This is a genomic window from Nostoc sp., from assembly GCF_036917355.1.
Taxonomy (GTDB): domain Bacteria; phylum Cyanobacteriota; class Cyanobacteriia; order Cyanobacteriales; family Nostocaceae; genus Nostoc.
The window spans coordinates 1-25,234 of record NZ_JBALDP010000027.1; the positions used below are offsets into that span (position 1 = coordinate 1).

The window sequence follows — 25,234 nt, forward strand, 5'->3', positions numbered from 1 at the left end:
ACCTGGCAAGACTCTACGATTCTCAAGGACGCTACGACCAAGCCGAACCCCTGTTTCTGCAATCTTTAGAACTTTATAAACGCCTGCTCGGAGATACACATCCCTCTGTTGCCAGCAGCCTGAACAACCTGGCAAGACTCTACGATTCTCAAGGACGCTACGACCAAGCCGAACCCCTGTTTCTGCAATCTTTAGAACTGAGAAAACGCCTGCTGGGAGATGCACATCCCGATGTCGCCACCAGCCTGAACAACCTGGCAGGACTCTACGATTCTCAAGGACGCTACGACCAAGCCGAACCCCTGTATCTGCAAGCTTTAGAAATTCGTCAGCAAGTGTTTGGGGTAAATCATCCCTATACGGTTACTGTTCGGCAAAATCTAGAAAATCTTCAAGCTCAAAAGAGTGCTAACCGTAAAATTAAGAATAATGCTAATAATTACTGGTGGGAGAAGCTTTTAGGGTTATTTCAGTGAAGCGAAAGTTGTGATTATAGCAAGGAACTGGGGACACTTCTCTACGAGACGCTGCGCGAACGACAAGCAGTAGTTGAATCTCGACTTCGCTCGATTTCCGCGCACCGATGCACTGAGCGCAGTCGTTGTGTCGAAACTCAGTGCATCGCTGGGGACTGGGGGAAAAGTCTTTTTGTGTTTCGGTTTTATCCTCCTCAAATTAAAATTGAACAAAAATAATAAACGACTCCCCGAATTCAATAAACGACACCCCGAATTCAATAAACGACACCCCGAATTCAATAAACGACACCCCGAATTCAATAAACAACTCCCCGAATTCAATAAACGACACCCCGAATTCAATAAACAACTCCCCGAATTCAATAAGTAACTACGCAAAATTAATTACAGTCATTGCGAACGAAGCGTTTGCGGAGCGTCTCGTAGAGAAGAGAAGCAATCCCAGCCCTTGCGATTGCTTCATTTCGCTTCGCTGCATTCGCAATGACATTGTGTAATTAATTATGACGATATTTTTGTTTTCATAAGCTAATTCTAGATGCCAAATAACGGCGGCAAAAAAATAATTGTAGCTACAAATAAATACTTTGAACTGTTAATTTATTTTTGATTCAAGCATTTACAAGTATAAAATTATACTGTAATATAAAAATAAGAAAGGCGATCGCCCTCTGCCAAGAATCTGCGATCGCCTTTCTGTAAACCCCCATTCTGGGAGACAATTACAATGATGGCACAAGTACAAAAGTTTGTAAAAAATCAGAAGTTCGCCCAATTAGAATTACAACAGTACTTAGATGGCGAAAACTTAAATACACCCATCCTTAATCAACCTTCTGAAAATCAATTACCGAAAAGAGAACCGATTAAACATCTATTAATAGGTTCTCCAAAAGCAGTTACTAGCACAATTCACTATCTGCAAGTGATTGGCTACGCCAGCATCGGCGATTGGAGTCCGCTACTACCAACCGCCAACCCAGGCGAGGTAATGAGTATTTTAATCCGTCAGATTTTAATGCAATAGGATATATCAAGATGGTGCGTTGTCGTGCAGCGCAACGCACCTACTTGAACTTCTTCTGTCGTAGGGGTTTAGCACATTGCTAAACCCAAAAAGCAGTGATTTTAATCAGAAAATAGCGCCTGACTTTTCACGTTATGTCGAAAAGTCCACCAAAACCTAACCCCCTAACCCCCTTCCCGTGTCGGGAAGGGGGAAAATTCAAAGTCTCTCCTAAAAGGAGAGAGATTTAGAGAGAGGTTTTTCAGATGTCCATTGCGATCGCACTAAACTAGATGTTAAAACTTTGGGTGTATTGACTTATACGCAAATTACCCCACTTGCACTGCGATCGCATACATTTAACCCTATTCAAAATGCACCATAACCACGTTAAGCTGAATTAGAGTGGCAATTTATTGCGCTTTTTAATATGAAAATCTCTGTTCTTGTCAAATTTTAATTTTTTCTGCTTGAGAAACCCGGAATGCTAGACCGAATTTTTGATTACCTCGACTTTCATTTCAGCGTTGAAGCCCCGATAGTTCTGCTGATCCTGGTGCTTTTAGAGGCGCTGTTATCTGCCGATAATGCGATCGCCCTGGCTGCGATCGCTAGGGGGCTGGAAGACAAAGAACTTGAGCGTAAAGCTTTGAACTTTGGTTTAGTCGTTGCCTATGTGCTACGAATCTCCCTGATTCTCACTGCCACTTGGGTACAACAATTCTGGCAATTTGAATTATTGGGCGCTGCTTATCTGCTTTGGTTAGTATTCCAACACTTTACCTCGGAAGAATCTAAGGACGAACACCATCACGGGCCGCGTTTTACTTCGTTGTTGCAAGCCATACCCGTGATTGCATTTACAGATTTGGCATTTTCTTTAGATAGCGTGACAACTGCGATCGCAGTTTCTCAAGAAAAATGGCTAGTGCTAACGGGTGCAACAATTGGTATTATTACGTTGCGATTCATGGCAGGATTGTTCATTCGTTGGCTAGACGAATACGAAAACCTAGAGGATGCAGGCTATGTAACTGTCGCCTTGGTGGGTTTACGCTTGTTGTTGAAAGTACTCAACGATAGTTTAGTTCCACCAGAATGGATCATGATTGCTGCCATATTCCTGATTTTAGGCTGGGGATTCTCCAAGCGCGTTGGTACTGAATCACCCCAAATAGAACCGGAAAAGAGCGAAGTCTCTAAATAAGTTAGGAGTGAGGAGTTAGAAATTTTTAACTCCTAACTTTTAACTCCTAACTTTTAACTCCTAACTTTTAACTCCTAACTTTTAACTCCTAACTCCCCCTTACTCGTGCAACCAAGGCGTTAAGTGTGGTTGCCAACTGACCAATTCTTCATCCTTAAACCACAGGGCAATTTCCTGTTGCGCGGTTTCTGGAGCATCAGAACCGTGGATTAAGTTGCGACCAATATTCAGTCCAAAATCGCCGCGAATCGTTCCCGGCTCTGCTGTTAAAGGGTTTGTAGCCCCAATAATCTTTCTGGCAGATGCAATAACACCATCACCTTCCCATACCATCGCTACCACTGGGCTAGAAGTGATAAATTCCACTAGACCACCAAAAAAGGGACGTTCTCGATGAACACCATAGTGTTGTTCAGCTAATTCCCGGCTGACTTTCAGTAACTTTAAACCAACTAGAGTAAAACCCTTGGTTTCAAAGCGGCGGATAATTTCCCCCACTAATCCCCGTTGGACTCCATCAGGTTTAATTGCTAAAAATGTACGCTCCATTGCGATCTCCCAAAGCTTAATAAAGTTTTTATCTAGTCAATTGTCATTTGTCCTTTGTCCTTTATCGTCCTCTGTCTTGAATCCAAGGGTTTTCCACTAATGACCAATGACCAATGACTAATGACTAATGACATACGACTCTTGACCAATCAGAGTTTATCTCAGAAATTATCTTTAGGTGCATATACGTTCCTAGATGAATGCGCTAAATTGTTAACTCGTGGGTGAAAAACAGAGGTTAGGAAGAAATGGGTGTTGAGTCAACTGCTACATCTGACGAGGTGGTACAAGTACCGTCCAATGGACAAAAAGAAGTGAAAAATCATAAGCACAAAAAACTGTTACCACCGAGTCCTACCACAGGAGATTTACCTCGCTCCTGGAAAATTGAGGATAGCGAAGCCTTGTACCGTATTGAAGGATGGGGACAACCTTATTTTTCCATTAGCGCTGCTGGTCACGTTACCGTGTCACCCAAGGGCGATCGCGGGGGTTCTCTAGACTTGTTTGAATTGGTCAACTCCATGAAACAGCGCAACTTGGGACTTCCCATGTTGATTCGCTTTTCTGATATTTTAGAAGACCGAATTGAGCGGTTGAATGCTTGTTTTGCCAAAGCAATCGCTCGCTATAATTACCCTGGTGTCTACCGTGGCGTGTTTCCCGTCAAATGCAATCAAGAACGGCATTTGATTGAGGATTTAGTGAAATTTGGCAAACCCCATCAATTTGGTTTAGAAGCCGGTTCCAAGCCAGAATTAATGATTGCTCTAGCTGTTTTGGATACACCAGGAGCATTGTTAGTTTGCAACGGTTACAAAGACCGAGAATACATCGAAACAGCGATGTTAGCCCAAAGACTAGGGCAAACACCAATTATCGTCTTAGAACAGATTGAAGAAGTTGATTTGGTAATTGATGCCAATCGCCAATTAGGTATTAAACCGATATTAGGTGTTCGTGCTAAACTCAGTACCCAAGGCATGGGACGTTGGGGAGCCTCTAGTGGCGATCGCGCTAAATTTGGTTTGACAATGCCTGAAGTAATCGAGGCTGTTGACAAGTTACGGGAAGCTAACCTGCTCGATTCTTTGCAGTTGATGCACTTCCACATCGGCTCACAAATCTCTGCCATTAATGTCATTAAAGATGCTATCCAAGAAGCCAGCCGCATTTATGTAGAATTGGCAATGCTGGGAGCAGATATGAAATATCTTGATGTTGGTGGCGGCTTGGGCGTAGATTACGATGGCTCACAAACCAACTTCTATGCATCAAAAAATTACAATATGCAGAACTATGCCAACGACATCGTGGCAGAGTTAAAAGATACCTGTGCAGAGCGGCAAATTCCCGTACCAACACTGATTAGTGAAAGTGGACGAGCGATCGCTTCCCATCAGTCGGTGCTGATTTTCGACGTTCTCAGTACTAGCGATGTCCCTCTCGACAACCCAGAACCTCCACAAGAGGGAGAATCCCCGATTATTAATTATCTTTGGGAAACTTACCAATCCATCAACAAAGAGAATTATCAAGAGTTCTACCACGACGCTGCACAATTCAAAGAAGAAGCCATCAGCCGCTTCAACTTAGGAATTTTACGCCTCAGAGAACGAGCCAAAGCCGAACGCCTCTACTGGGCTTGTTGCCAAAAAATTCTTACCATCACTAGACAGCAAGAATACGTACCCGATGAACTGGAAGACCTAGAAAAAATCATGGCTTCTATCTACTACGTGAATATGTCAGTGTTCCAATCGGCACCAGATTGTTGGGCGATCGATCAACTATTTCCGATTATGCCAATCCACCGCTTAGATCAAGAACCAACGCGGCGAGGAATTTTGGCAGACCTCACCTGCGACAGTGATGGCAAAATCGACCGCTTTATTGACCTGCGTGATGTCAAGTCGGTTTTAGAACTACACACCCATAAGCCCGGAGAACCCTATTATTTGGGAATGTTCTTGAATGGAGCTTACCAAGAAATCATGGGCAATTTGCACAACCTGTTTGGCGACACCAACGCCGTTCACATCCAATTAACCCCCAAAGGCTACCAAATTGAACACGTTGTCAAAGGTGACACCATGAGCGAAGTAGTAAGCTACGTTCAGTATGACTCCGAAGATATGGTGGAAAACATTCGCCAGCGCTGCGAGAAAGCATTAGAAGAAAATCGCATCACCCTAGCAGAATCTCAACGACTACTGCAAACCTACGAGCAGAGTCTTAGAAGATATACGTACTTAAATAGTTAGGAGTTAAGAGTGAAGAGTTAGGAATAAAGTTAAGAGTTAGAAGTAAAGAGTGAAACACAAAATAATAACTCCTAACTCCTAACTCCTAACTTTAATTTACGTTCGTCCCCAACAATTCCTCTATCGCTTGTCGCTCAACAGGGGTATGTGATGGTGGTGTCTGACGAGCATCGGTAATCAGCCAGTCTAAAGCAGCAGCTTGAACATCGATCGCAGCGCCAGTTTTATCTACGCAATAACGTCCAAATACCAGCTTATCGACTAACCGGACTCCAGGACCCAGGCGCGACCATTCAAAAATCACGCTGTTTTCTACTGTTGCGCCACTACAAATCCAACAATTGGGGCCAATCATTGCTGGCCCGACAATTTTAGCTCCGTCTTCGATTCTCGTCATCCCGCCAATGTAAACGGGGCCTGTAATATCCACCTTGTCCCAATTGACAGCGACATTTAAGCCCGTGTAGATGCCGGGGGCGACTTCATGACCAGGAATTTGGACATTTTTGATTTCACCCAGCAGCACGCCGCGAATCGCCCGCCAATAGTCTGGGACTTTACCAATATCTACCCATTCAAAGTCCATAGGAATGGCGTAAAAGGGGGCTTTGATTTCTACCAACTTGGGAAACAATTGGCTACCAATGTCATATTCAACATCAGAGGGAATATAGTTAAAAACCTCTGGCTCAAAGATATAAATACCTGTGTTGATGTTGGTGCTGAGGGCTTCTTCAGTTGAAGGTTTTTCTTGGAAAGCTTTGACACGACCATCTTCGTCAGTCACAACCACACCATAGCTAGAAACTTCTTCCTTGGGGACAGATTTAGTGATAATGGTAGCGATCGAGCCTTTAGCTCTATGCCATTTAACCGCCGCAGTTAAATCTAAATCAATCAAAGCATCACCGCACAAAACCACAAAGGTATCATCAAAAAAGGGTGAGAAGTCTTGGATACGCCGCATTCCTCCAGCAGAACCGATTGCTTCCCCCTCCAGTTTACCGTCGTCATCAATTTTTCCTTCAAAGGAATAGGCAATCTGCACCCCAAATCGCTGACCATCACGGAAATAGTTTTCTATTTCCTCAGCCAAATGACTAACATTGACCATAATTTGGTCAAATCCATGTTGGCGTAACAGTTCCAGCAAGAACTCCATCACTGGCTTTTGCAGGATGGGAATCATTGGTTTGGGAATTGTATAGGTAATCGGACGCACGCGAGTACCCTTGCCAGCCGCGAGAATCATCGCTTTCATAAAAATTTATCCCTCAACCACAAGCCAGTTTACTTTCATCGAGTGATACTTAATCATCAGTTTTTATTTCTTCTCTAAGTCATCCCCCAAAATAGGGATAACAGGAATTTAGTGGTTATTACAACCATCGATATACTTAGATGACAAGCGATCGCTTATCTTTTCAATTTACTCGGATTTTGGGGCTGAATCAAAAATCTATGACAATGTAGGCAGCAGCTATGCTTGAGCCAGGAGGAAAATCCCATAAAATAAATTCCTATTTTTCTCACAAGGAAGCCTGAAATCTTGATGCCAAGGACTCACTTTGCTTCCTGCTTCACTTCGACTCCTTTCAACTCAGCATGGGCTAAACGCCCCGCTTCCGCTAACAGCACTCTTCATGGACTTAGTTCATCGGATTCTCAAAAGGCTTGCCGATATGAGCTGAATCTCTAATTAAGCGAATTTTAATTTCATGATAAAAATCCTCTTGACATAGCTCTACTTTCGATTGAGCCGAGAGTAATAGTAATGCCCAGAAAACGCTAACTAGATTACTGTATTCAGACTCATGTCCAGACCCATTTTGCTTGAAAAGCTTTGTCTTAGTCCACAATTCTACAAGTTGTTCTAAATTCACCCAATTGTGTTCTAAACTTAGCTCTCTTGCCGACAATTCCAACACCTGCTCCAGTTCTCCAGCGACTTCTGTCAGATTTTCCTGGTGAGCTAGCTCCAGCGCCTCCCGCATACTTTGGACGCTAGGTTGACGCCTGGGACGGATAGGTTTGCTGACTTTTTCTACTAGCTTTAGTTGGTTCGCCATAATCTGCAATTGCTCGATTAACTCTTGCAGAGTCACCCGACGCTTTGGTGGCGGCATTGCCGCTGGACGACGACGCAATTGCCGTTCTAATGGTAGACGATGACCCTGATGTAATACACCGTCTTCACCTTCTAAGAGGGCATCATCTTCTATACCATCTTGTCCATCTCCGACTGTTGACAATTGCATTAAGGTATTGGCTTTGAATAATACCAACATTGATGCTGATAAAAATGCCTGTCCAGATTGAGACAAGTCCGCTTCATAGCCTCTTGTTATTGCCCCTGGTGCCATCAGTTCTAAATAGCGGTCAATCACCTCAATCACTTGGACATCCCAAGGATCAATTTCACCCTGCTCGGCTTGGTAAATCAAAAATGTGATTGTTTCTAACAGCTCGGAAGCTTCCATCAACAGGTTCTAAGTTAATTAATGAGAATCAAAAGACTGTAAATTCAACACTAAACTAATTGACTATTGGCAAAACGTGTATTGTATACATTCGCTTGCGCTTCTTTTATTCAGAAATTGCCTGCTAGCAGTATCCTCTAAAATTTGTAATCGATCACCATTGTGAATTGTGATATTGGATTGTGCAACTTTTGAGTTAGGCATTGGGCGGGGACAAGGAGAATTAGGGACAAGGGGAAAGACTTGTTCAAGAATTCCCCCTTGTCCCCTTGTCTCCCCTGTCCTTCTGCTACCTTAATCAGGAGGCGGATCGCGACCAATAGTGACAGTTGAGACAAAATCACTCGGCTTACCGCTCTTAATAGCATCGAAAGTGCCTTTAATCGTACCAGCAATGGGAACAGCAACAAGTGTCCCCAACAACCCAGCAATCTCAAATCCCATCAAAATAGCCACAAAAATCCAGATGGGATTCAGTCCGATAAAATTGCCGAGTAACCTGGGAGCCAACAAGTTATCTTTAAGCTGCTGCATGAGAATTGCTGCGATCGCAACTTGAACTGCCAACCACCAATTTTGCAGTAGTACTAAAATTGTCACCAGACCAATACCCAGAGATGCCCCAATAAAGGGAATGAGTTCTGAGATACCGATTAATATGGCAAATAACAGAGCAAAGGGCACCTTCATCACTAAGAAAATTGGTGTCAGGGTTAGCACCATGAACAATCCTAGTAACAACTGGCTGAGAAAGAAGTTCTGGAAGTTTAAGCGCAAGGATGCGGTGAGAGGATCTCCAATGTTAGAGGGCAAAAGATTGATCAAACCATACCAGACGCGATCGCCATATAAAAGCATATAAAATGCAAGCACAATGACTAACACTACGTCAAGTAATCCTGACAGCAGTGTTCCAGCAAATCCCACTGCACCAGAAGCTAGCTGTTGCACTAAATTCTGAATGTTGGCATTGATTTGACTACTCACAACACTCAAATCAATTCGCAAATGTCGTTTCTCTGCCAGCATCTCAAATTGTTTTAGGTTTGTTTGACTGGCTGCTAACCAATCAGGGATCTTATTTAACAGTTGGATTGTTTGGTCAACGATCAACGGTACTAGGGTGACGCCCAAAATCCCAAGCAGGGTTAATGTTGCCAGTAAAACTACGATCACCGCCTGAGTGCGGGTGATCTGGGCACGTTCAAAGAACTTAACCGGGTAATTTAGGAGAAAAGCCAGAATCGCTGCAATGAGCAAGACGGTAATAGGATGCTGGAAATAGCGAAAAAGCACAGACAGCAGCCAGACATTGAGAGCGATAATCGGACCGCTCAGACCATAAATTAACAAGCGTTGAAGGGAGGCTGAACGGCGCATCTGACGCAACCTATTTTAGATATTTATTCAGAGAATTTGTAAAATTCTTGATGGCACTGATTATCATCATAGATATTTTTGACAAAGATATATATAAGCGTATCTGATAGCAAGGAAACAAATCACAATGGACAAAACGGTAGCTGACCTTCGCAAAGACTACACCTTGGAAGGTTTAAGCGAACTCGAAGTAGAACTCAATCCTTTTATCCAATTTAAAAAATGGTTCGATCAGGCTCTAGCAGCACAACTCCCCGAACCCAATGCCATGACTATTGCCACAGCCACACCAGACGGTAAGCCCTCAGCCAGAATGGTGCTGCTCAAGGATTTTGATGAACGGGGCTTTGCCTTCTTCACAAACTACAACAGCCACAAAGCACAACAACTGGCTGAAAATCCCCAGGCGGCTTTAGTCTTTTGGTGGGCAGAACTGGAACGTCAAGTCCGAATTTCGGGGTATGTGGAGAAAGTTTCCGAAACTGAATCTGACCAGTATTTTGAAAGTCGCCCTGCCAAAAGTCGCTTGGGTGCGTGGGTATCTAATCAAAGCGAGGTGATAGAAAGCCGAGAAGTTCTTGAGCGACGCGTGCAGGAATTTCAGAGCAAATATGATAATCAGGAGATTCCTCGACCGCCTCATTGGGGAGGTTTACGAGTGATCCCTACAGAAATTGAGTTTTGGCAAGGACGCCCTAGCCGTCTGCACGATCGCTTACTCTATAGCCGTTTAGATAATAGCACTTGGAAAATTGAGCGATTGTCACCCTGAAGAGGGGGGAGGGGGCAGGGGAGAAATTGCAGTAAGTTTTTCTCCTCTGCCCTTGTTACCACTGGGCGATCGCATCTTGAATTGCTTGCCTTGCTTCTGATAGAGATTGGGTACGGGCATCACCTTCATTCAGGCTATTAGCGTTAATAAATTGAATGTCTGTAAGCCCAATAAAGCCGAAAATTGCCCGTAGGTAGGGTTCTTGGAAGTCATAGGCAACGAAAGGAGATGTCGGGCTAAAGTCACCGCCGCGAGCAGTAATAATAACCGCTTTTTTGCCTTGGACTAACCCTTTAAAACCTTGAGCTTCTATTGCAACAGTCCGGTTAATGCGAACAATTTGGTCGATGTAAGCCTTAAAAGTGGAAGGTATATTGAAGTTGTACATTGGCACTCCAAAGACGTAGCGATCGGCTGCCAAAAACTCATCTACTAACTCGTCAGAAATCCTAAGTGCCTCAGTTAATTCTGGGGTATGGGTTTCTGGTGGTGAAAATGCAGCCGCAATCCAAGCTTCATCAACGTGAGGAACTGGGTGACGCCCTATATCTCGATAGGCGATCGCATCTTCAGGATGCGCTGCCTTCCAAGCACTGACAAATTCCTTAGATAATTCTCTAGAGTGCGATCGTTCACCACGGGGGCTGGAATCAATATGTAGAATGTTTATCACCAAATATCTCCTGATTAACTAGATTTACTGCTTTTACTTTTCTTTGAGTCTTTATTTCAAAGCATTACATCAGATACTAAAAGTAACTAGTTACTAAAGTAAAGTAGTTACCATAAAGTAACTATTGGATAATTTTGGCTAACTTATCGATGTCTGCTTCTAAAAATCCTGATGCTTGCCCAATAAGTATTTTGATGTCCTTATTATCAGGGCCCTGGACAATGTACATACTATGGGTGTTGTGTAATCGCGGGTCTACTCGCTTTGGTGCATTGAAGCGCCAAGTAGAAGGCATATCAACCAAAGTGCTGACAGAAAGACTGAGGATGCTTGAGGCAGCAGAAATTATTTATCGCCAGTATGAACCAACTATCCCACCCCAAGTCACTTACGGTCTTACAGAACGCGGACAGGAACTCATTGAAATCCTTCATCAACTCAATGGACTTGCTGAACGTTGGTATGGCAGCGAACAACGAGAACATAGCAATAGTAATGTTTAAGCTTAAATTACACAAGTTTTATCTCAAACCTAAGTATTTTTAGGGTTATTGTCCAAGATATTTTGATTGTGGGCTTCAAGACAGTTCCATCCACACCGAAAGATCCTCCATACCAAATAGAGGAAGTTTTTGAATACCAGCTTTTTCGAGGCTATTGTCTTGTGTACTTCCGCGCCAGATTACGCACAGTACGAAGTCCACGATCGCTCCCTCATTACGCAACGCTTCGGTACTTTTTACAACCTGACCACCTGTTGTAATCACGTCTTCAATGATACACAATTTTTTCCCTTGGATATCAATTCCTTCTGCTAGCTTCTCAGTACCGTATTCTTTTTTTGTCTTCCTAACAAAGACAACTGGTAATTCAACTTCTAATGAAATTGCTGTTGCTAAAGGAACTCCTCCTAATTCCAGTCCGGCTAAAATTTCCGTGTCTAGTGGAATCTTTTTTACCATTTCTTTAGCTAACTGCTTCAGTAACAAAGGATTAGATTCAAACTGATATTTATCAAAGTAATGGTCAGATATCTGACCAGAACGTAACCGAAACTCGCCTTTCAAATAGGAAACACGAACAATTTCTTTGGCTAATTCGCTATGACTCATTTTTACAAAAAGCTGGGGAAAAGGTAGAAAAGCCGATGGAAAATGCATCGGCTTCGCTAGTAATATTCAACAAATGAATAGTCTACTGTTCCTGGATTGCTGCTGCTTTGGGAGGAAACTGAACTCTAGGATCTGGCATAAAATTGTATCTCAAGTACAATCCTCCCGAAACAAACAGGATAATTAACAACCCACCAATTCCAAGAGGGCTAGGAAGCCAAAAAACAGCTTCTATGTGATTTAGCTCACCAGGCTGAAGTTTCCACACTAGTTGATTGCCATTTTTTTCTGGCTCAATTGCAGTTTCAGTTAGTTGAATATTTTTGGCTCCCCAAGGAGTCTTTAAACTAAATTCCAAATCGAGAATTGAACCAGCATTCGCCAGAACATTACCTTTGCTGGCAATTAGAGAGAGCGATCGCAAATCCAAATCATAAATTAACCGATTTCGGACTAAAAGTAAAAAATTATTCTGCTCCAAGAGGACGTTTGATTCAATTTTCGGCAGTTCTGAGTCAGATTCGCTCTGCACAGACTCAGAGGCTTGATTCGCACGGGAGTTAAAAAATTCGTTGAACTTCTCTTGCAATTCCGTACCACTGCTAAAAGGAATTGTGACGATAATTTCTTCTTGGGAAACTCGCTGTGCTTTACCCTCAAGTTGACGGGCGCGGCGTTCTATGCTATTTAACCATTCGTACACCGAATCGCCGCTAAAACTCGTTAGCCGTTCTCCCAACTTAATATGCTGTACTAGTTCGCCACTATTTGAGTTGTCAAAATTAAGCCCGACATCGTACTTCACACAGCCAGTAAGTAGTAGAGATGTTAACAGCACGAGCCACAGAATAGGATTTCGCATGGGAAAGACCCGATTCATTCGCTTTCGACCATTCACTGGTGAGAGCAATTTCATCTTTGCCAACACAAAACTAAATGGTCTGACTAACCCCAAGAAAATCTTTCCGAAAATTGAAGAATTCATAACTATAAATCTCCCCAAAAGTCAAACTTTTTAACCAATCTTGACTTCTTAGTATTGTTTGAGACTCCTGAAATACCATTTTGATTTCTCTGGGACTGGGTAAGAAAATATGAGTAAGACTTGGATCTGAATCTTCATTCAAATCTTCCCAGTCCCCAATCCAAAATTGTTATCAGCCAGGAGTTCCTGAAAAATTCAACCAAACCAAGTACGAGATGGTTAAACCAATGGCGATTAGTGCCACCCAGATAAAGCGATTATCTCTGGTATTGACCTGACTGAGGTCAACAAATTCTGGCTCGGCAGGTTTTGGCTTTTGCTGGACAGAAGATTTTGGAGACTTAGCAGGTACAGAAATTTTGAGTTCATTATCGGCTAATGAACCCAAATCTGGGATTTCGGTCATCCATTCGCTGGGTCTTTTCAGCTTTGGTGCTTTTAAGATATAAAGCATCTGCCGCGCTTGTTTGCTAATTTCAAAATGGGCGTGGCGTTTGAGTCTTTCGCAAAGAGCGATCGCATCATCCGTGCGTCCAGCCGCTTCATAAGCTGTAACTAGATGAATTTCTACTTCGCCCCCAAGACGAGAATTACGAGCTAACAGAGCGCTGGCCTTTTCTAAATTTTCTACGGCTTCACGGTATTGCCCATTCTCAAAGGCAACTTTCCCAGCCTGATAGCGGGTTTTAGCAATTTCTAAACTTTCTGTACTCACGTCTTATACAAAAATTAGCACTATTTTCATTTTGCCAATGCCAGCAATCTTTTTGGAATCTTTTCAAAAGCTGGCAATCTGAAAGTGGATAAACTTCTAAAATTTTAAGTAAGTAGCTGCGACTATTTTCTGATTAAAAATTCCGGTATCAAATGCAGGTGAGCAAAATTATGTTGAAAATCAAGCATTCGCAACTGAATTGGCTCTTGGCAGGTATGACTTTAGCAGTGATGGGTGTAAGCATTGCTCCAGCTTCCGCCCAGCGCTCGTTCGGGATTGATGGTGGTTATGGAGTCAGGCGATCGTCGCCTTCTGTGGGTTCCTTTATTTATGGTAGTCCGATTCCCATGCCTATGCCTGTAGACCCAACAACGGGACTAATGATACAACGCAATCATTACCGTGATTATTCCTATCCCCAATTCAGGCAAAATATTAGAAACTCCACCCCGATCAATCCCATAATTCGAGACTCAACCCTAGTTAATCCGGTGATTATCAATAATTCATGGCGTCGTACACCATTTAGCGGCGGGCGATCGCGGGTTATTATTACCTATCCCCGTTAGCAAGCAGAGGGGCAGGGGAGCAGAGGGGCAGGGGAGGTGAACATCAAAGACTCGTCCACAAGTAAAAAACGAGGTTTAATTTACCCAAAATTACAGTTACAAATTATTTTCCCAGCCTCCTCTGCCTCTACGACGTAAATTGCGAACCGAGAATCATTGTCCCAATCCCAACATCAGTAAAGATTTCTAGTAATAGGGCGTGGGGAATGCGACCATCAATGATGTGTGCTGCACGAACTCCTTGAGCAAGCGATCGCACACAACAACTTACTTTGGGAATCATCCCACCGCTGACTATACCATTAGCAATCAACTCGCGGGCTTCGCGAATATCTACTTTCGGAATCAAAGTAGATTGGTCTTTATAATCTTTTAAAATTCCACTAGTGTCGGTCAGTAAAATTAACTTTTCTGCTCCTAATGCTGCGGCAATTTCTCCAGCTACAGTATCAGCGTTAATATTATAAGCTTGCCCTGTCTCGTCTGCGGCGACGCTAGATACTACCGGAATATAGCCATTGCTAGCGAGGGTGTCCAAAATCTTGATATTCACATTGCTGACTTCCCCCACAAAACCGATGCCTTCTTGACCTTGGGAACGGGCTGTAAATAGATTACCGTCTTTACCGCAAAGTCCGACAGCCAATCCACCAGCTTGGTTAATCAGGGAGACAATTTCTTTATTAACTCGACCAACTAAAACCATTTCCACAACATCCATTGTAGCGGCATCAGTGACTCGCAGACCATTCTTAAATTGTGGTTCGATGCCCAGCTTATCTAACCAACTGTTAATTTCTGGGCCACCACCGTGTACTACAATCGGACGCAAGCCCACGCAGGACAAGAATACAATGTCGCGGATAACTTTGTCTTTGAGTGTGCTATCTTTCATCGCTGCGCCGCCATATTTGACAACAACAGTACGACCGGCGAATTGTTGAATATAAGGTAGTGCTTCGCTTAGTACACGCACACGAGTGGCTTCAGCTTGCCTGATGTATTCAGAATCGTTGTCCGTCATGAGGAGCCTAACAGAGAGAGTTAAAACCTATGCAGTCAGTGTAGAAGACTTTGTAACTCCTCACAATCTCTGCTACCAAAGTTGAGTATGTTTGTACTTATAAGCCATAGCTGTTTAGTTCGTCTCAGAAATGTGAAAATCTATAAAAGAAGGACTAGCAACCAAAATCGAAAATCATCAGGAGAAATATAGATACACCGATTCTCCATCAGCTAATTGAAGAATTAAAAGTTATGCCTGAAGACTTGCAATATCGAGTGCTGGAGTTTGCCCGAATTTTAATAGGTTCGCAAATTCATGGTATTCCAGGTAAAGAATTATTAAATTTTGCAGGTAAAATATCGCCAAACGATATTCAGTTGATGCGCGAAGCAATTGAAGAAGGTTGCGAACAGGTAGATATAGATGAGTGGTAGATACCTGCTTGACACTAATATTAGAGTTGTCGGGAAATAAAAGATGAGTTAATGGATGCGTTCCCCTGATGCTTCTTGGATTGAACTGGAGCGCTGGAATGCCTTAACATATGCACAAAAAGCTTCATTTGCACCAATTTGTTCCAGCTTTGTGATTGAGTTACGCTCCTTGAGCGTAGGCGTAGCCCGTCGTAGACATCGCTTGATAAAATTACAAGAGAAAATGCAGGAGTAGATCGATAACGGTGCATCGCTAGGCTGGTTAATCGATCGGCAGAATCGAAAAGTCTACATTTACCGTCCTAATCGAGAAGTTGAAATTTTGGAAAATCCCGAAGCAGTTATCGGTAATCCAGAATTACCAGGATTTATCCTACAGATGGGCAAAATTTGGTAATTTGAGTCTTCTTAATGAGAAACTTGTGTTTTGATAACGTTAGGAATTGTTCAAGTATTCGCTGAGAGTAAAGCGATGTTCGTTGTTCGAGGAGCGATCGCATTACGCTACGCCATAATCTGTATACTGACGCTTGTAAGGAGCTTGCAAACCCAAGACAATATCCTCTCGTGGTACTCCCATCATCACTAATTTATCGGCTGGATTGCGATCGGTTAAATTCTGTTGCAGCCAGATTTTGCCATCTTTAATATCAAAATGCATCACGCATCGATAAATACGATTAAATCCTTCCCAACCAACATTCATCCATTGATAATGATTGCGTTCTGTATCTAAAATCAGTTGGACTTCGACATCGTTATCCGAGACATCATCACTGGTATACTTCGTCAACAATGTTTTAACATATTCTTGGTATTTTGCTAGTTTATCCACTCTACAATCACCTCATCTACTGAATTGTAAACAATTAAACTGATTCATGAAAAACATCTTTTGCAGACACAGTTAGATCAATATTCCCCATTAATGAGAAACAGCTTTTTTCAGGATGCCAGGAATTCCCTCAAGTACTCGCTTTGCAACGTCTTCAGGTGTATCTCCCTCTCGCTCGGTGATATGTAAATCGGCTTGAGAGTAAAGTGGTGTTCGTTGTTCGAGGAGCGATCGCAACTTAGCTTTAGGATCGGCATCTTGCAGCAGTGGTCTTGTGTTATCCTCGGCTAAACGGCTATAAATTATCTCCACTGGCGTATCTAGCCACACTATCAAACCGTGGTGCAAGTAACCCCAATTTTCTCGCCGCAATACAATGCCCCCACCGGTTGCGATAGTCAACTTTGTAAAAGCACAAACTTGTGAAAGTACGTCGCTTTCTAACTGGCGAAACCCTGCTTCACCTTGTTGGGAAAATAACTGATTGATAGATTTACCTGTTGCTTGGGCAATGACATCATCGGTATCTACAAACCCATAACCCAGTTCTTTTGCTAGTAAGCGCCCTACTGTCGTCTTACCAACGCCCATAATACCAATTAAGTACAGGTTGACTCCTTGTAATAAGCTGCTCACCAGTTGCTTCGCTCCAATTATAAGTTTTGAGTGCTGAGTCACAGTTTTAAATTATAAACTCAACGATTCAATCTAGGACTTAAAAATACGGAGTTTTATACATATCGCGCAAACTCTCATAGTTTACTACTACGACTTGATGCCGATATTAGTAATTTCCGCAGGCATACAAAAACAAAATAAACCTCCAAGAAATTTATTTTCAACAGATATCAAAGTTTTTCACTTTATGTATCTCAAATTTACTTATAACTTTTCTAACTTTCAATTATTTTTAAAACCTTTAAATCCATCTTCTCTTTAAAAGAAATTAACTGCCATCATTACTGTTATTAATGTATTTAAAGTAACTTAGGCAATACATTAAGGATTATTCTGTGAAATTACTATCAGTAATAACCGACGAATTTCTTAGAAATGTAGTGATTTTTCTGAAGTAACTAGGTAATTGCTGCATAGCGATCGCTATACTTAACCAAAAAATTAACGTAGCTTGTTTGAAACTTTATCCAACCAATATCTGTCTATCTAAATAATCAGGGTTTTTACTCTGATGGTTAATTTTAAGTATACACAATACTGTGTTTCTAACAGCACAGGGTCGTTATTCTAAAAGTTCAGTTATAACAAGACCCGCTCAATTAAATGTTTCTAATAAAGGTGTAAATAATGACTGATTTACCGCGATCGCCCAAAAAAGCTTGCAAAGAAATTGAAGTTTCGACACAAAGACTACTGCATATTCCACCCCGATAAGCCTGAATGAATAAATATAGAATGAATGAGGTGTCAACCATGACTCGAATTCGTGACGTTGTAGAAAGAGCTTTAGCAACTGGTTATTTGACAGTTGAAGCTGAAGATCAACTACGACAACTGTTGACTACCCGATATGACTTGGAAGATTTTAATGCTTTCATGACTTTGCAGGAAGCTGCCATGACTGGTAAGGTCAAGCAGGAGTCTAGAGAGCGGTGTGGCATTAAATAGAGATGTCGCCTGCTACATCTCACCGACGGGGGCGTTTACCATCATCTTCAAAATCATCATCATCTTCAAAAAATTCCCAATCATCATCATCTGCTTGATTGGTAGTTGGCGGCTGGTAAGGGGGGATAATTACTCGGTAATCAGCATCGTAAATTGATTCAGTTTTTCCCGCAGCCGTATTTTTTGGCTCGCGGTAGCTGTAGGAGTAAACTGAACCAGACCGAGAACTGCTTTTGGCTTCTGATTGACGTTCGTAAGTTGTTGAGTCTCTAGGTTGTTGAGCTTGAGAATTAGGAATAGGCGCTTCCTCTGACTTTTCATCAAAGTTCCAATCATCATCTCTACTGCTATTTGTGTCCCAATCATCAAATTCCTCACTGCTAGGCTCTTCATTTTTACTAGCTGGTGGTGGAGGACTGGCAGGGCGAGATTTCGGTTCTTCTCTTCGGGTTGCCTTCGCGCGAGTTGAAGGGGCGGTTGCTCTGTTAGGAGTTTGGCGTTGTCCTGCCACAAAATAATTGGACAAATTAAATAAGGTAGCAATCAATATCGATGTGAAAGCACCAGTGGCAGTACTGAACAAAATCCATATCGCTAGTGGTAATGGTTGAGTTCGCACGCCCAAAAATACTAACGATAGGGCAGGTGAGAAATTTTGGACTAATAACAGCGTTAGTCCTCCCAGTACTGCCACCAATAGAATTAAGCGAATTACAGCCATAGCAATTTTGTCAGTTGTCAATTATCAGTGGTCAGTTATCAATAGTCAGCGATCAGTCTGGTTATTCTTCACTAATTACTGTTCGCTGACTACTGACACTATCAGCCATCTCTATCATTACCTTTTTAGGACTATTGTGAAATTTACAATAAATCCACTCAGGGTGTTAGCGACGACCTTGCCACCGCTGAATTGGAATACAGTCAATATCTAGTTGATCTAAAGCACGGGCAACTACAAAATCAACTAAATCCTCGATGGTTTGGGGATTGTGATACCAGGCAGGAATAGCGGGGACAACTCTCACTCCAACTTCTGCTAAAGAGGTTAAGTTACGCAGGTGGATGAGACTAAAAGGGGTTTCACGTGGGACAATAACCAGCTTTCGCCCTTCTTTGAGTTGGACATCCGCTGCCCGTTCTAGTAAATCGGAACTCAAGCCAACCGCTAGCTTTGCTACTGTACTCATGCTGCATGGAATAATCATCATCCCCAGAGTGGCAAAGGAACCACTGGCAATCCCGGCTCCAACATCGCTCCAAGGATGACAGCGGAGTTTTCCCGAAAGTGCAACTCCAGCTTGCTCTCGCCAGAATTGTTCTTGCCCGGTTGGTTCTGGTGGCATCCGAATTTCCTGTTCTGACTGCCAAACCATGTAAGTTGATTTAGAGGCAACCAATTCAATGCTATACTCCGCTTCTAGCAAAAATTTGATCGCGCGAACAGCGTAAATCAGACCAGATGCGCCCGATACGCCTAAAATTAAAGGTTTGGTGTTATTTGACACGTAAGTTGTAGTGGATTTTACTCGTCCTCAGAGTAAGGATCTAGGTCATCAGGCTCCATATCATTTGGTAAGTAGAGGTCTGAAAGGTCTTCACGAGAATCATTGCCAGTTAAACCTTTGGCGACGCCATCGCTGCCTACTGTCACCAAATCAATTTGCTGACGGTAGTAATCGACACTCTTAACTTGGACGGCGACGCGATCGCCTAGTCGATAAGAAGCGCGATTTTTGCGCCCAAATAGTGCCTGTTGTCTGGCGCGATATTCATACCAATCATCTTTGAGAGAACTGACGTGTACCAATCCCTCTACCCGCAAAGGCACACCAGAATTACTGCTGGACTCTACCTCGGCGGCTGGGACTTCAATTTCCACAAAGAAACCGTAGGATTGAACACCAGTAATTACGCCTTGAAATACCTGGCCGATGCGTTGCTTCATCAGTTGGGCTTTTTGCAGTCCAGCTAAATCGGCTTCGGCTTCTTGGACTTCTTTTTCTCGGTCGTTGATTTGGACAATTACCCTAGTCAAATCGCTTTGCAGTTCTTGTTGCAATTCTGGGGGTAAAACGTTCCAGTTAATTTCCTCGTGGCTGGAGGAGTGGCGTAGGTTAACCCGCTCTCTGACACGGGTATTGCGGCGATCGCGTCCGTTTTCGAGTAGCGTGTAATACACTCTCTGCATCAGCAAATCTGGAAAACGCCGCAAGGGAGCGCTAAAGTGGACATATTGCGGTAGTGCCAGACCAAAGTGAGATCCTTTGGTGGTGCTGTATGCAGACTGCTTAAGTGTATCTTGTAATAAGTAAGTAAGAACTTGCTCAGAAGGAGATTCAGCAAAAGCTGTGGTCAAATGTTGGTAATCTAAGGGTTGGATATCGACTTCTGGATCTAATGTGAGGTCAACGCCTAAATTGACTGCCAATTTCAGCATTTCCTGGACATCTTCAACATCAGGAGTACCTTGAACTCGCCAGATAGCGGGAACACCAAGAGCATTTAAGTGAGTTGCGAACAGTTGATTAACTAACAGTACCAACTCCGTGAGTAGCGATCGCACTGGTAAATCATTCACCACCACAGCGCCGAGAATCCCCTCATCATAATAGGCGTTTTGGCTAGGTGGCAGATTCAACTGGAGGCTACCACGAGTTAAGCGTACCTGTTTCACAGCTGTTTGCAAGGCTTGGAGGTCTTGCAGTATTTGGGAAACCTGTGATGATTTATCTTGAGCTTCACCTGTGAGAATTGCTTGGGCTTGTTCAGTAGTCAGTGCAGTCTCGACATTGATGACACTGGGTTGAATTTCCCATTCCAGCACTTCTCCCGATTGGGGATCGATGGTAATTAAAAAAGAGATGGTTAAGCGATCGCTCCCAGGTACTAAAGAACAGCGTTCTGCTACAGCTGGGGGCAAGATTGGCAACACCAATTCTCCTAGATACACTGATTTGCCTCGTTTGAGTGCTTCTCTATCTAAGGCTTCGTCAGGTTGGACATAGTGAGAAACATCGGTGATATGAACGCCCAAAAGCCAATTTCCGGCTAAGTTTTTTTCTAAACTAAAAGCGTTTTCGATAATTTTAGTATCGCTATTTACCCCTTCAATGGTGAGAGTAAATAAATTACGCAAATCTAGCCGATTTTTCAGGTCTGCTTTGAGGAGCTTTTTGGGCAACTTGGCAGCTGCTTCTAGAACATTATCTGGAAAAGTCCGGGAAAGGTCGTGTTTGCACGTAACTAAATCTATATCAGCAGCGGCTTCGGCATCACTGCCGAGGATTTGCACCACTCGACCAAGGGGAGGATATTGTGCCAATGGGTAACGCAAAACTTCCACATGAACCAGATGATCGATCGCTTCTTCTAACTTTGCCTCGTTAGGTTGAATCTTGAGTTCAAACAGCAATCGATCGTCTAAAGGCACAGCCCGAAAACCAGTTTCTACTTGCTTAATTCGTGCCAGTAAAGTGTGGTTAGAACGTTCCAGAATCAGCTTCACCTCCCCTTCAGGAGAGCGACGGCGACTGCCTTCTTTCAGAACTCTCACCAAAACGCGATCGCCATTCCAAGCATTACTCAGATGACTTTCGCGGATGTAAATATCCTCGGCTCCTTCCACATCTTGAATAGCAAAGCAAAAGCCTTTACTAGAACAACGGAGTTTTGCCTCGATTATTCCCTCTTCTGAGACACGGCGGTACTTGCCCCGTTCCTTCACTAAAATACCGATTTTTTCAAGAACATCTAAGGCAATGTGAAGTTTTTGTAAACTTTTTTCATCTTCACAGCCAAGTTTCTTTTCTAAAACCTTCCGAGCTACCAATTTATCATCGGTGAAATTGGCAAGGAGTGTAGCGATTGAAAATTCCATGCAGTGAACCGACCTTTGGTCAAAACATCATTTGTTGTTTAATCTGGTTCTTTTCTGTATACCCTCACGGCTTACAGAAACAAGCTGGAAACTAATTGCCCTGAAGCAAGCTTCCTAAGTTCTAAGGAAAGGAAACCCGACCCAGTAAGAGTGGGAAACTACTCCCACAGTTCCTTGGCAAAGAAGCCGACCCACGGACAACTCTGGGTGTTTACGAACTTCTCACTGCACGATGCTCTCAGAATTCGCCTGCGTTCAACTCCCTTCACCTAACCAAACTTAAGATTGCACGCCTGATTACAATTTAGCCCCGCTAGGTAATTACGCGACGGGTTTTTGAGAAGCTGGGTTTAGAGAATCCATACTGCCCAAAAGCGCTATGCAGGGGAGCCACTGCGGTGAGGCAGCCCCCGTCTTGGCGGTTCCCGTCGATGGGGGACTGCCGAACCCGAACGGGTCTTGGGGTCTCCCCAAGTGGAGGAGGCAGTGCGGTCTTGGGGTCTCCCCAAGTGGAGCAACTGCCGTCAAGTGGCGTGGAAACTACAGGTGTTTGATTGTCTAGAGAGAAGGTAATTTTACGCCATTAGACTCTGATTTTTAACTAGGAGGAACTGCTGGTGAACCCAATTTTCCCACATGTAGAATCGGTAACAATTAGGTAAGCAGCTTAATAAGCAGCGAGGGCGAACCTTATCTCCATTATTGTAGATTTAGAGCGCACTTCCAGAAAATAGTTCTAGATATCGAGTTGGGTAATCAGTATAGCATTGCAAACAAGACTACCCAGATAAGTTAGCACTCGCTAAAAATTTCGTCAAAAAAGAGCTACTGCTACAATTGGGACACCAGGCAAAGCAAGAATATCACCTTGACGGCTCAGAGCAGAGAATTATACCTACTCATCGCCTGCCAAGAAACTGATGATACATAGTAAGCAATTAAAAATGAATAAATGCAATATTGGCAGGCATCCTGAGTATCGAGTGGATGTAAATTAAAGTAAGGGCAACCATCTCGCTTGAATATACAGGCAGTATCAACCCCGTTATTAAAAATATTTAGATTGGTAGCAGTATTATGTTGGCTCAATTCCAGAGCTTGTATCCCCAGGGCAGTTTGATTTCTGAATTAGTGCAAATTTTTCAAGGAAAATATATTGTTCGGGCAAGCGTGCAAATTGAAGGCGTAACCCGTGCTACGGGTATGGCAGCAGCAGAAACAGTAGAAGCCGCAGAAGACCAAGCCAGAACCAGGGCGCTGATAGTTTTGGGTATTACAAACGCGCCACCAGAATCAGTGGCGTTGACCTCAAATCCAGTTTCACCAGTACAGGTAAATCCTTCCTTGAATACTAAAGGTGGATTGAGTGAGCCTGCTGCTTATTCCTCTCCAAAAGCTGAGGATTTTGTTAGTAGTCAGTGGCCAGCAGTCAGCGACAAAGAAATCTCTATACCGCCTTCCAAAGAACGGAACATCAAACCAGAAGTAGTAACAAGTAGTAACGAACAATACGGGTACAGCAATGCTGCGCCTCTAAACGATACCTATAGCCAGGATTTAGGTCAAAACTTTCCTGTGACTGCCAAGCAGGAGCTAGAATTCGATCCGCCAGTTGAAAACTTGGAAATAAACTTTGATAACCAGCCAGAAAATCAAACCTTTCCGGCAATTTCTGCCAATAATGTCACACCATTTACACCCCGGAGTTACAGCCCTCAAGAAAATGCTACTACCCCGTCAGTGACAGGAAAGAGAAAGAAGAAAACTGAACCCGTGGATTTATCGGATGTAATTGCTAAAACAGATGTCGAACTTCAGCGTTTAGGCTGGACACCAGAACAGGGACGGGAGCATCTGATTGAAACCTACGGTAAGCGCGGGCGGACTTTGCTCACTGAAGAAGAATTACACGGATTCCTCAAATACTTACAATCTCAGCCAGACCCAATAGCGGGATTTTGATTAGTCATTTGTCATTGGTCATTAGTCATTTGTAAAGACTAATGACTAATAACGTAGGCTCTTGAAACTGTAACCAAGCTATGGAACCTGTGAATTTTTCTGAGGTAATTGCTCAAACAGACGTTGAAATGCAGCGACTAGGGTGGACAATAGACCAGGGACGGGAACATCTCATAAAAAATTATGGGAAGCGATCGCGTACTTTGCTGACAGAAGTACAATTACTAGACTTCCTCCAATACCTTGCATCTCAACCGACACCACCATTAGAAGAAGTTCTGATTGCCAAAACTAATGTAGAAATGCAGCGATTAGGCTGGACAACAGAGCAAGGACGAGAACATCTCAAAAAAACTTATGGGAAGCGATCGCGTACTTTACTGACGCAAGTAGAATTACTAGACTTCCTTCAATACCTTGAATTTCAACCATTAGATGAAGTTGTGACTGCCAAAATTAATGTTGACATTGAGCAGTTATGTTGGACACAACAGCAGAGGCAAATTAATACTGAAATCGAACGGTTATGTTGGATGAAAGAGGAAGAACAGAAGTATGTTATAAAAACTTCTAGCAAGCAAAGTAAGAATTTGCCTAACGGTTACAGCAATGCTGCGCCCCTACCAAGCGATACCTATAGTCAGAATTTAGGTCAAAACTTTCCTGTGACTGCCAAGCAGGAGCTAGAATTCGATCCGCCAGTTGAAAACTTGGAAATAACCTTTGATAACCAGCCAGAAAATCAAACCTTTCCGGCAATTTCTGCCAATAATGTCACACCATTTACACCCCGGAGTTACAGCCCTCAAGAAAATGCTACTACCCCGTCAGTGACAGGAAAGAGAAAGAAGAAAGCTAAACCCGTAGATTTATCAGATGTAATTGCTAAAACAGATGTCGAACTTCAGCGTTTAGGCTGGACACCAGAACAGGGACGGGAACATCTGATTGAAACCTACGGTAAGCGCGGGCGGACTTTGCTAACTGAAGAAGAATTACACGGATTCCTCAAATACTTACAATCTCAGCCAGACCCAATAGTGGGATTTTGATTAGTCATTTGTCATTTGTAATTAAGACTTACGCACACTCTACGAATTCTCGGCGCTCTTCTCTTCGATACGCTGCGCGTTGGCGAAAGCCTCTCGCAGAAAAGGCGGTTCGATAAATTAAGCTTTTTAGCAATTCTTGCATAACTTCTAGTAATAACTAATATGAAGTTGCCAAAGATAGTATTTGAGCGGAAATAAAAACTGTCATTGACTATGCCTAGTGTGCGAATTGAAATTATGCCGCACCT

General features: G+C 43.0%; 26 protein-coding genes and 1 pseudogene. 12 read left to right on the forward strand and 15 right to left on the reverse strand.

Annotated features, from left to right (window positions below; genetic code table 11):
* The 3 genes from V7K53_RS07985 to V7K53_RS07995 form a co-directional block, all read left to right on the forward strand.
* Positions 1 to 476: tetratricopeptide repeat protein (locus tag V7K53_RS07985; RefSeq protein WP_335197026.1), on the forward strand; the 476-nt coding region annotated here is incomplete at its 5' end.
* 730 nt (positions 477 to 1,206) lie between these two features.
* The gene (locus V7K53_RS07990; RefSeq protein WP_335197027.1) at positions 1,207 to 1,506 is read left to right on the forward strand and encodes a hypothetical protein; all 300 of its coding nucleotides are present in this window, start codon (positions 1,207 to 1,209) and stop codon (positions 1,504 to 1,506) included.
* 463 nt (positions 1,507 to 1,969) lie between these two features.
* Positions 1,970 to 2,692, forward strand: a complete 723-nt coding sequence (locus V7K53_RS07995; protein ID WP_335197028.1) for a TerC family protein — start codon at positions 1,970 to 1,972, stop codon at positions 2,690 to 2,692.
* A gap of 99 nt (positions 2,693 to 2,791) precedes the next feature.
* Here V7K53_RS07995 and ndk read toward each other — a convergent pair whose 3' ends face one another.
* Positions 2,792 to 3,241, reverse strand: a complete 450-nt coding sequence (gene ndk, locus V7K53_RS08000) for a nucleoside-diphosphate kinase (RefSeq protein WP_289797237.1) — start codon at positions 3,239 to 3,241, stop codon at positions 2,792 to 2,794.
* Between the two features lie 248 nt (positions 3,242 to 3,489).
* Between ndk and speA the strand changes: the two genes are divergently transcribed.
* Positions 3,490 to 5,505, forward strand: coding sequence for a biosynthetic arginine decarboxylase (gene speA, locus V7K53_RS08005; RefSeq protein ID WP_335197029.1), 2,016 nt, complete (start codon positions 3,490 to 3,492; stop codon positions 5,503 to 5,505).
* 91 nt (positions 5,506 to 5,596) lie between these two features.
* Here the strand turns inward: speA and V7K53_RS08010 are convergent, their stop codons facing one another.
* The 3 genes from V7K53_RS08010 to V7K53_RS08020 all read right to left on the reverse strand — a co-directional run bounded on the left by V7K53_RS08010 (position 5,597) and on the right by V7K53_RS08020 (position 9,365).
* The gene (locus V7K53_RS08010) at positions 5,597 to 6,766 is read right to left on the reverse strand and encodes an NDP-sugar synthase (protein ID WP_335197030.1); all 1,170 of its coding nucleotides are present in this window, start codon (positions 6,764 to 6,766) and stop codon (positions 5,597 to 5,599) included.
* Positions 6,767 to 7,154: 388 nt separating this feature from the next.
* Positions 7,155 to 7,985, reverse strand: coding sequence for a ScpA family protein (locus V7K53_RS08015; protein WP_335197031.1), 831 nt, complete (start codon positions 7,983 to 7,985; stop codon positions 7,155 to 7,157).
* 294 nt (positions 7,986 to 8,279) lie between these two features.
* Positions 8,280 to 9,365, reverse strand: coding sequence for an AI-2E family transporter (locus V7K53_RS08020; RefSeq protein WP_335197032.1), 1,086 nt, complete (start codon positions 9,363 to 9,365; stop codon positions 8,280 to 8,282).
* Positions 9,366 to 9,492: 127 nt separating this feature from the next.
* Here V7K53_RS08020 and pdxH point away from each other — a divergent pair, with 127 nt between their 5' ends.
* Complete coding sequence (pdxH, locus tag V7K53_RS08025) at positions 9,493 to 10,137, forward strand: pyridoxamine 5'-phosphate oxidase (RefSeq protein ID WP_335197033.1); 645 nt, start codon at positions 9,493 to 9,495, stop codon at positions 10,135 to 10,137.
* A 55-nt stretch (positions 10,138 to 10,192) separates the two neighbouring features.
* Here the strand turns inward: pdxH and V7K53_RS08030 are convergent, their stop codons facing one another.
* Positions 10,193 to 10,810 carry an FMN-dependent NADH-azoreductase gene (locus V7K53_RS08030; RefSeq protein ID WP_335197034.1) on the reverse strand — a complete coding sequence of 206 codons (618 nt, stop codon included), beginning with the start codon at positions 10,808 to 10,810 and terminating at the stop codon, positions 10,193 to 10,195.
* A 149-nt stretch (positions 10,811 to 10,959) separates the two neighbouring features.
* Between V7K53_RS08030 and V7K53_RS08035 the strand changes: the two genes are divergently transcribed.
* On the forward strand, positions 10,960 to 11,313 hold the full coding sequence (locus V7K53_RS08035) for a winged helix-turn-helix transcriptional regulator (RefSeq protein WP_335197035.1): 354 nt from the start codon (positions 10,960 to 10,962) through the stop codon (positions 11,311 to 11,313).
* Positions 11,314 to 11,388: 75 nt separating this feature from the next.
* Here the strand turns inward: V7K53_RS08035 and pyrE are convergent, their stop codons facing one another.
* From pyrE to V7K53_RS08050, 3 genes are all read right to left on the reverse strand, one after another.
* A complete protein-coding gene (pyrE, locus tag V7K53_RS08040) occupies positions 11,389 to 11,922 on the reverse strand; it encodes an orotate phosphoribosyltransferase (protein ID WP_335197036.1) in 534 nt (177 codons plus the stop codon).
* Between the two features lie 82 nt (positions 11,923 to 12,004).
* Positions 12,005 to 12,907, reverse strand: coding sequence for a DUF3153 domain-containing protein (locus tag V7K53_RS08045; protein WP_335197037.1), 903 nt, complete (start codon positions 12,905 to 12,907; stop codon positions 12,005 to 12,007).
* A gap of 172 nt (positions 12,908 to 13,079) precedes the next feature.
* The gene (locus V7K53_RS08050) at positions 13,080 to 13,622 is read right to left on the reverse strand and encodes a tetratricopeptide repeat protein (protein WP_335197038.1); all 543 of its coding nucleotides are present in this window, start codon (positions 13,620 to 13,622) and stop codon (positions 13,080 to 13,082) included.
* Between the two features lie 170 nt (positions 13,623 to 13,792).
* Between V7K53_RS08050 and V7K53_RS08055 the strand changes: the two genes are divergently transcribed.
* Positions 13,793 to 14,191 carry a hypothetical protein gene (locus tag V7K53_RS08055; protein WP_335197039.1) on the forward strand — a complete coding sequence of 133 codons (399 nt, stop codon included), beginning with the start codon at positions 13,793 to 13,795 and terminating at the stop codon, positions 14,189 to 14,191.
* Between the two features lie 127 nt (positions 14,192 to 14,318).
* Here V7K53_RS08055 and argB read toward each other — a convergent pair whose 3' ends face one another.
* Positions 14,319 to 15,215, reverse strand: a complete 897-nt coding sequence (gene argB / locus V7K53_RS08060) for an acetylglutamate kinase (RefSeq protein ID WP_335197040.1) — start codon at positions 15,213 to 15,215, stop codon at positions 14,319 to 14,321.
* A 233-nt stretch (positions 15,216 to 15,448) separates the two neighbouring features.
* On the opposite strand from argB, the gene V7K53_RS08065 reads away from it, so the two are divergent.
* Together V7K53_RS08065 and V7K53_RS08070 are read left to right on the forward strand one after the other, a co-directional pair.
* On the forward strand, positions 15,449 to 15,631 hold the full coding sequence (locus V7K53_RS08065) for a hypothetical protein (protein WP_335197041.1): 183 nt from the start codon (positions 15,449 to 15,451) through the stop codon (positions 15,629 to 15,631).
* 58 nt (positions 15,632 to 15,689) lie between these two features.
* Positions 15,690 to 16,028 (forward strand): annotated as a pseudogene (locus V7K53_RS08070) (Uma2 family endonuclease); the annotation flags it as partial.
* Between the two features lie 102 nt (positions 16,029 to 16,130).
* On the opposite strand, the gene V7K53_RS08075 reads toward V7K53_RS08070, so the two are convergent.
* The 3 genes from V7K53_RS08075 to V7K53_RS08085 form a co-directional block, all read right to left on the reverse strand.
* Positions 16,131 to 16,466, reverse strand: coding sequence for a XisI protein (locus V7K53_RS08075; RefSeq protein WP_335197042.1), 336 nt, complete (start codon positions 16,464 to 16,466; stop codon positions 16,131 to 16,133).
* A 90-nt stretch (positions 16,467 to 16,556) separates the two neighbouring features.
* The gene (locus V7K53_RS08080) at positions 16,557 to 17,102 is read right to left on the reverse strand and encodes a shikimate kinase (protein WP_335197054.1); all 546 of its coding nucleotides are present in this window, start codon (positions 17,100 to 17,102) and stop codon (positions 16,557 to 16,559) included.
* A 641-nt stretch (positions 17,103 to 17,743) separates the two neighbouring features.
* Complete coding sequence (locus tag V7K53_RS08085; RefSeq protein ID WP_335197043.1) at positions 17,744 to 17,899, reverse strand: hypothetical protein; 156 nt, start codon at positions 17,897 to 17,899, stop codon at positions 17,744 to 17,746.
* On the opposite strand from V7K53_RS08085, the gene V7K53_RS08090 reads away from it, so the two are divergent.
* A complete protein-coding gene (locus V7K53_RS08090; protein WP_289797223.1) occupies positions 17,898 to 18,092 on the forward strand; it encodes a hypothetical protein in 195 nt (64 codons plus the stop codon). The genes V7K53_RS08085 and V7K53_RS08090 overlap by 2 nt on opposite strands.
* A 19-nt stretch (positions 18,093 to 18,111) precedes the next feature.
* On the opposite strand, the gene V7K53_RS08095 is transcribed toward V7K53_RS08090, so the two are convergent.
* The 3 genes from V7K53_RS08095 to V7K53_RS08105 form a co-directional block, all read right to left on the reverse strand.
* Positions 18,112 to 18,813 carry a LapA family protein gene (locus V7K53_RS08095; protein WP_335197044.1) on the reverse strand — a complete coding sequence of 234 codons (702 nt, stop codon included), beginning with the start codon at positions 18,811 to 18,813 and terminating at the stop codon, positions 18,112 to 18,114.
* 166 nt (positions 18,814 to 18,979) lie between these two features.
* Positions 18,980 to 19,600 (reverse strand): flavin prenyltransferase UbiX, encoded by a 621-nt coding sequence (locus V7K53_RS08100; RefSeq protein ID WP_194042094.1) that lies wholly within the window; start codon positions 19,598 to 19,600, stop codon positions 18,980 to 18,982.
* A 17-nt stretch (positions 19,601 to 19,617) separates the two neighbouring features.
* Positions 19,618 to 21,972: a ribonuclease R family protein gene (locus V7K53_RS08105; RefSeq protein WP_335197045.1), complete on the reverse strand. Its 2,355-nt coding sequence runs from the start codon at positions 21,970 to 21,972 to the stop codon at positions 19,618 to 19,620.
* Between the two features lie 1,077 nt (positions 21,973 to 23,049).
* On the opposite strand from V7K53_RS08105, the gene V7K53_RS08110 reads away from it, so the two are divergent.
* Both V7K53_RS08110 and V7K53_RS08115 read left to right on the forward strand, forming a co-directional pair.
* A complete protein-coding gene (locus tag V7K53_RS08110; protein ID WP_335197046.1) occupies positions 23,050 to 23,934 on the forward strand; it encodes a hypothetical protein in 885 nt (294 codons plus the stop codon).
* An 80-nt stretch (positions 23,935 to 24,014) separates the two neighbouring features.
* Positions 24,015 to 24,986, forward strand: coding sequence for a hypothetical protein (locus tag V7K53_RS08115; RefSeq protein WP_335197047.1), 972 nt, complete (start codon positions 24,015 to 24,017; stop codon positions 24,984 to 24,986).
* Positions 24,987 to 25,234 lie beyond the last annotated feature (248 nt).

Coding starts and splice junctions, on each gene's coding strand:
- V7K53_RS07990 (WP_335197027.1), top strand. CDS start 1,207: ATGATGGCACAAGTACAAAAGTTTGTAAAAAATCAGAAGTTCGCCCAA.
- V7K53_RS07995 (WP_335197028.1), top strand. CDS start 1,970: ATGCTAGACCGAATTTTTGATTACCTCGACTTTCATTTCAGCGTTGAA.
- ndk (WP_289797237.1), bottom strand. CDS start 3,241: ATGGAGCGTACATTTTTAGCAATTAAACCTGATGGAGTCCAACGGGGA.
- speA (WP_335197029.1), top strand. CDS start 3,490: ATGGGTGTTGAGTCAACTGCTACATCTGACGAGGTGGTACAAGTACCG.
- V7K53_RS08010 (WP_335197030.1), bottom strand. CDS start 6,766: ATGAAAGCGATGATTCTCGCGGCTGGCAAGGGTACTCGCGTGCGTCCG.
- V7K53_RS08015 (WP_335197031.1), bottom strand. CDS start 7,985: ATGGAAGCTTCCGAGCTGTTAGAAACAATCACATTTTTGATTTACCAA.
- V7K53_RS08020 (WP_335197032.1), bottom strand. CDS start 9,365: ATGCGCCGTTCAGCCTCCCTTCAACGCTTGTTAATTTATGGTCTGAGC.
- pdxH (WP_335197033.1), top strand. CDS start 9,493: ATGGACAAAACGGTAGCTGACCTTCGCAAAGACTACACCTTGGAAGGT.
- V7K53_RS08035 (WP_335197035.1), top strand. CDS start 10,960: ATGTCTGCTTCTAAAAATCCTGATGCTTGCCCAATAAGTATTTTGATG.
- pyrE (WP_335197036.1), bottom strand. CDS start 11,922: ATGAGTCATAGCGAATTAGCCAAAGAAATTGTTCGTGTTTCCTATTTG.
- V7K53_RS08045 (WP_335197037.1), bottom strand. CDS start 12,907: ATGAATTCTTCAATTTTCGGAAAGATTTTCTTGGGGTTAGTCAGACCA.
- V7K53_RS08055 (WP_335197039.1), top strand. CDS start 13,793: ATGTTGAAAATCAAGCATTCGCAACTGAATTGGCTCTTGGCAGGTATG.
- argB (WP_335197040.1), bottom strand. CDS start 15,215: ATGACGGACAACGATTCTGAATACATCAGGCAAGCTGAAGCCACTCGT.
- V7K53_RS08065 (WP_335197041.1), top strand. CDS start 15,449: ATGCCTGAAGACTTGCAATATCGAGTGCTGGAGTTTGCCCGAATTTTA.
- V7K53_RS08090 (WP_289797223.1), top strand. CDS start 17,898: ATGACTCGAATTCGTGACGTTGTAGAAAGAGCTTTAGCAACTGGTTAT.
- V7K53_RS08085 (WP_335197043.1), bottom strand. CDS start 17,899: ATGGTTGACACCTCATTCATTCTATATTTATTCATTCAGGCTTATCGG.
- V7K53_RS08095 (WP_335197044.1), bottom strand. CDS start 18,813: ATGGCTGTAATTCGCTTAATTCTATTGGTGGCAGTACTGGGAGGACTA.
- V7K53_RS08105 (WP_335197045.1), bottom strand. CDS start 21,972: ATGGAATTTTCAATCGCTACACTCCTTGCCAATTTCACCGATGATAAA.
- V7K53_RS08110 (WP_335197046.1), top strand. CDS start 23,050: ATGTTGGCTCAATTCCAGAGCTTGTATCCCCAGGGCAGTTTGATTTCT.
- V7K53_RS08115 (WP_335197047.1), top strand. CDS start 24,015: ATGGAACCTGTGAATTTTTCTGAGGTAATTGCTCAAACAGACGTTGAA.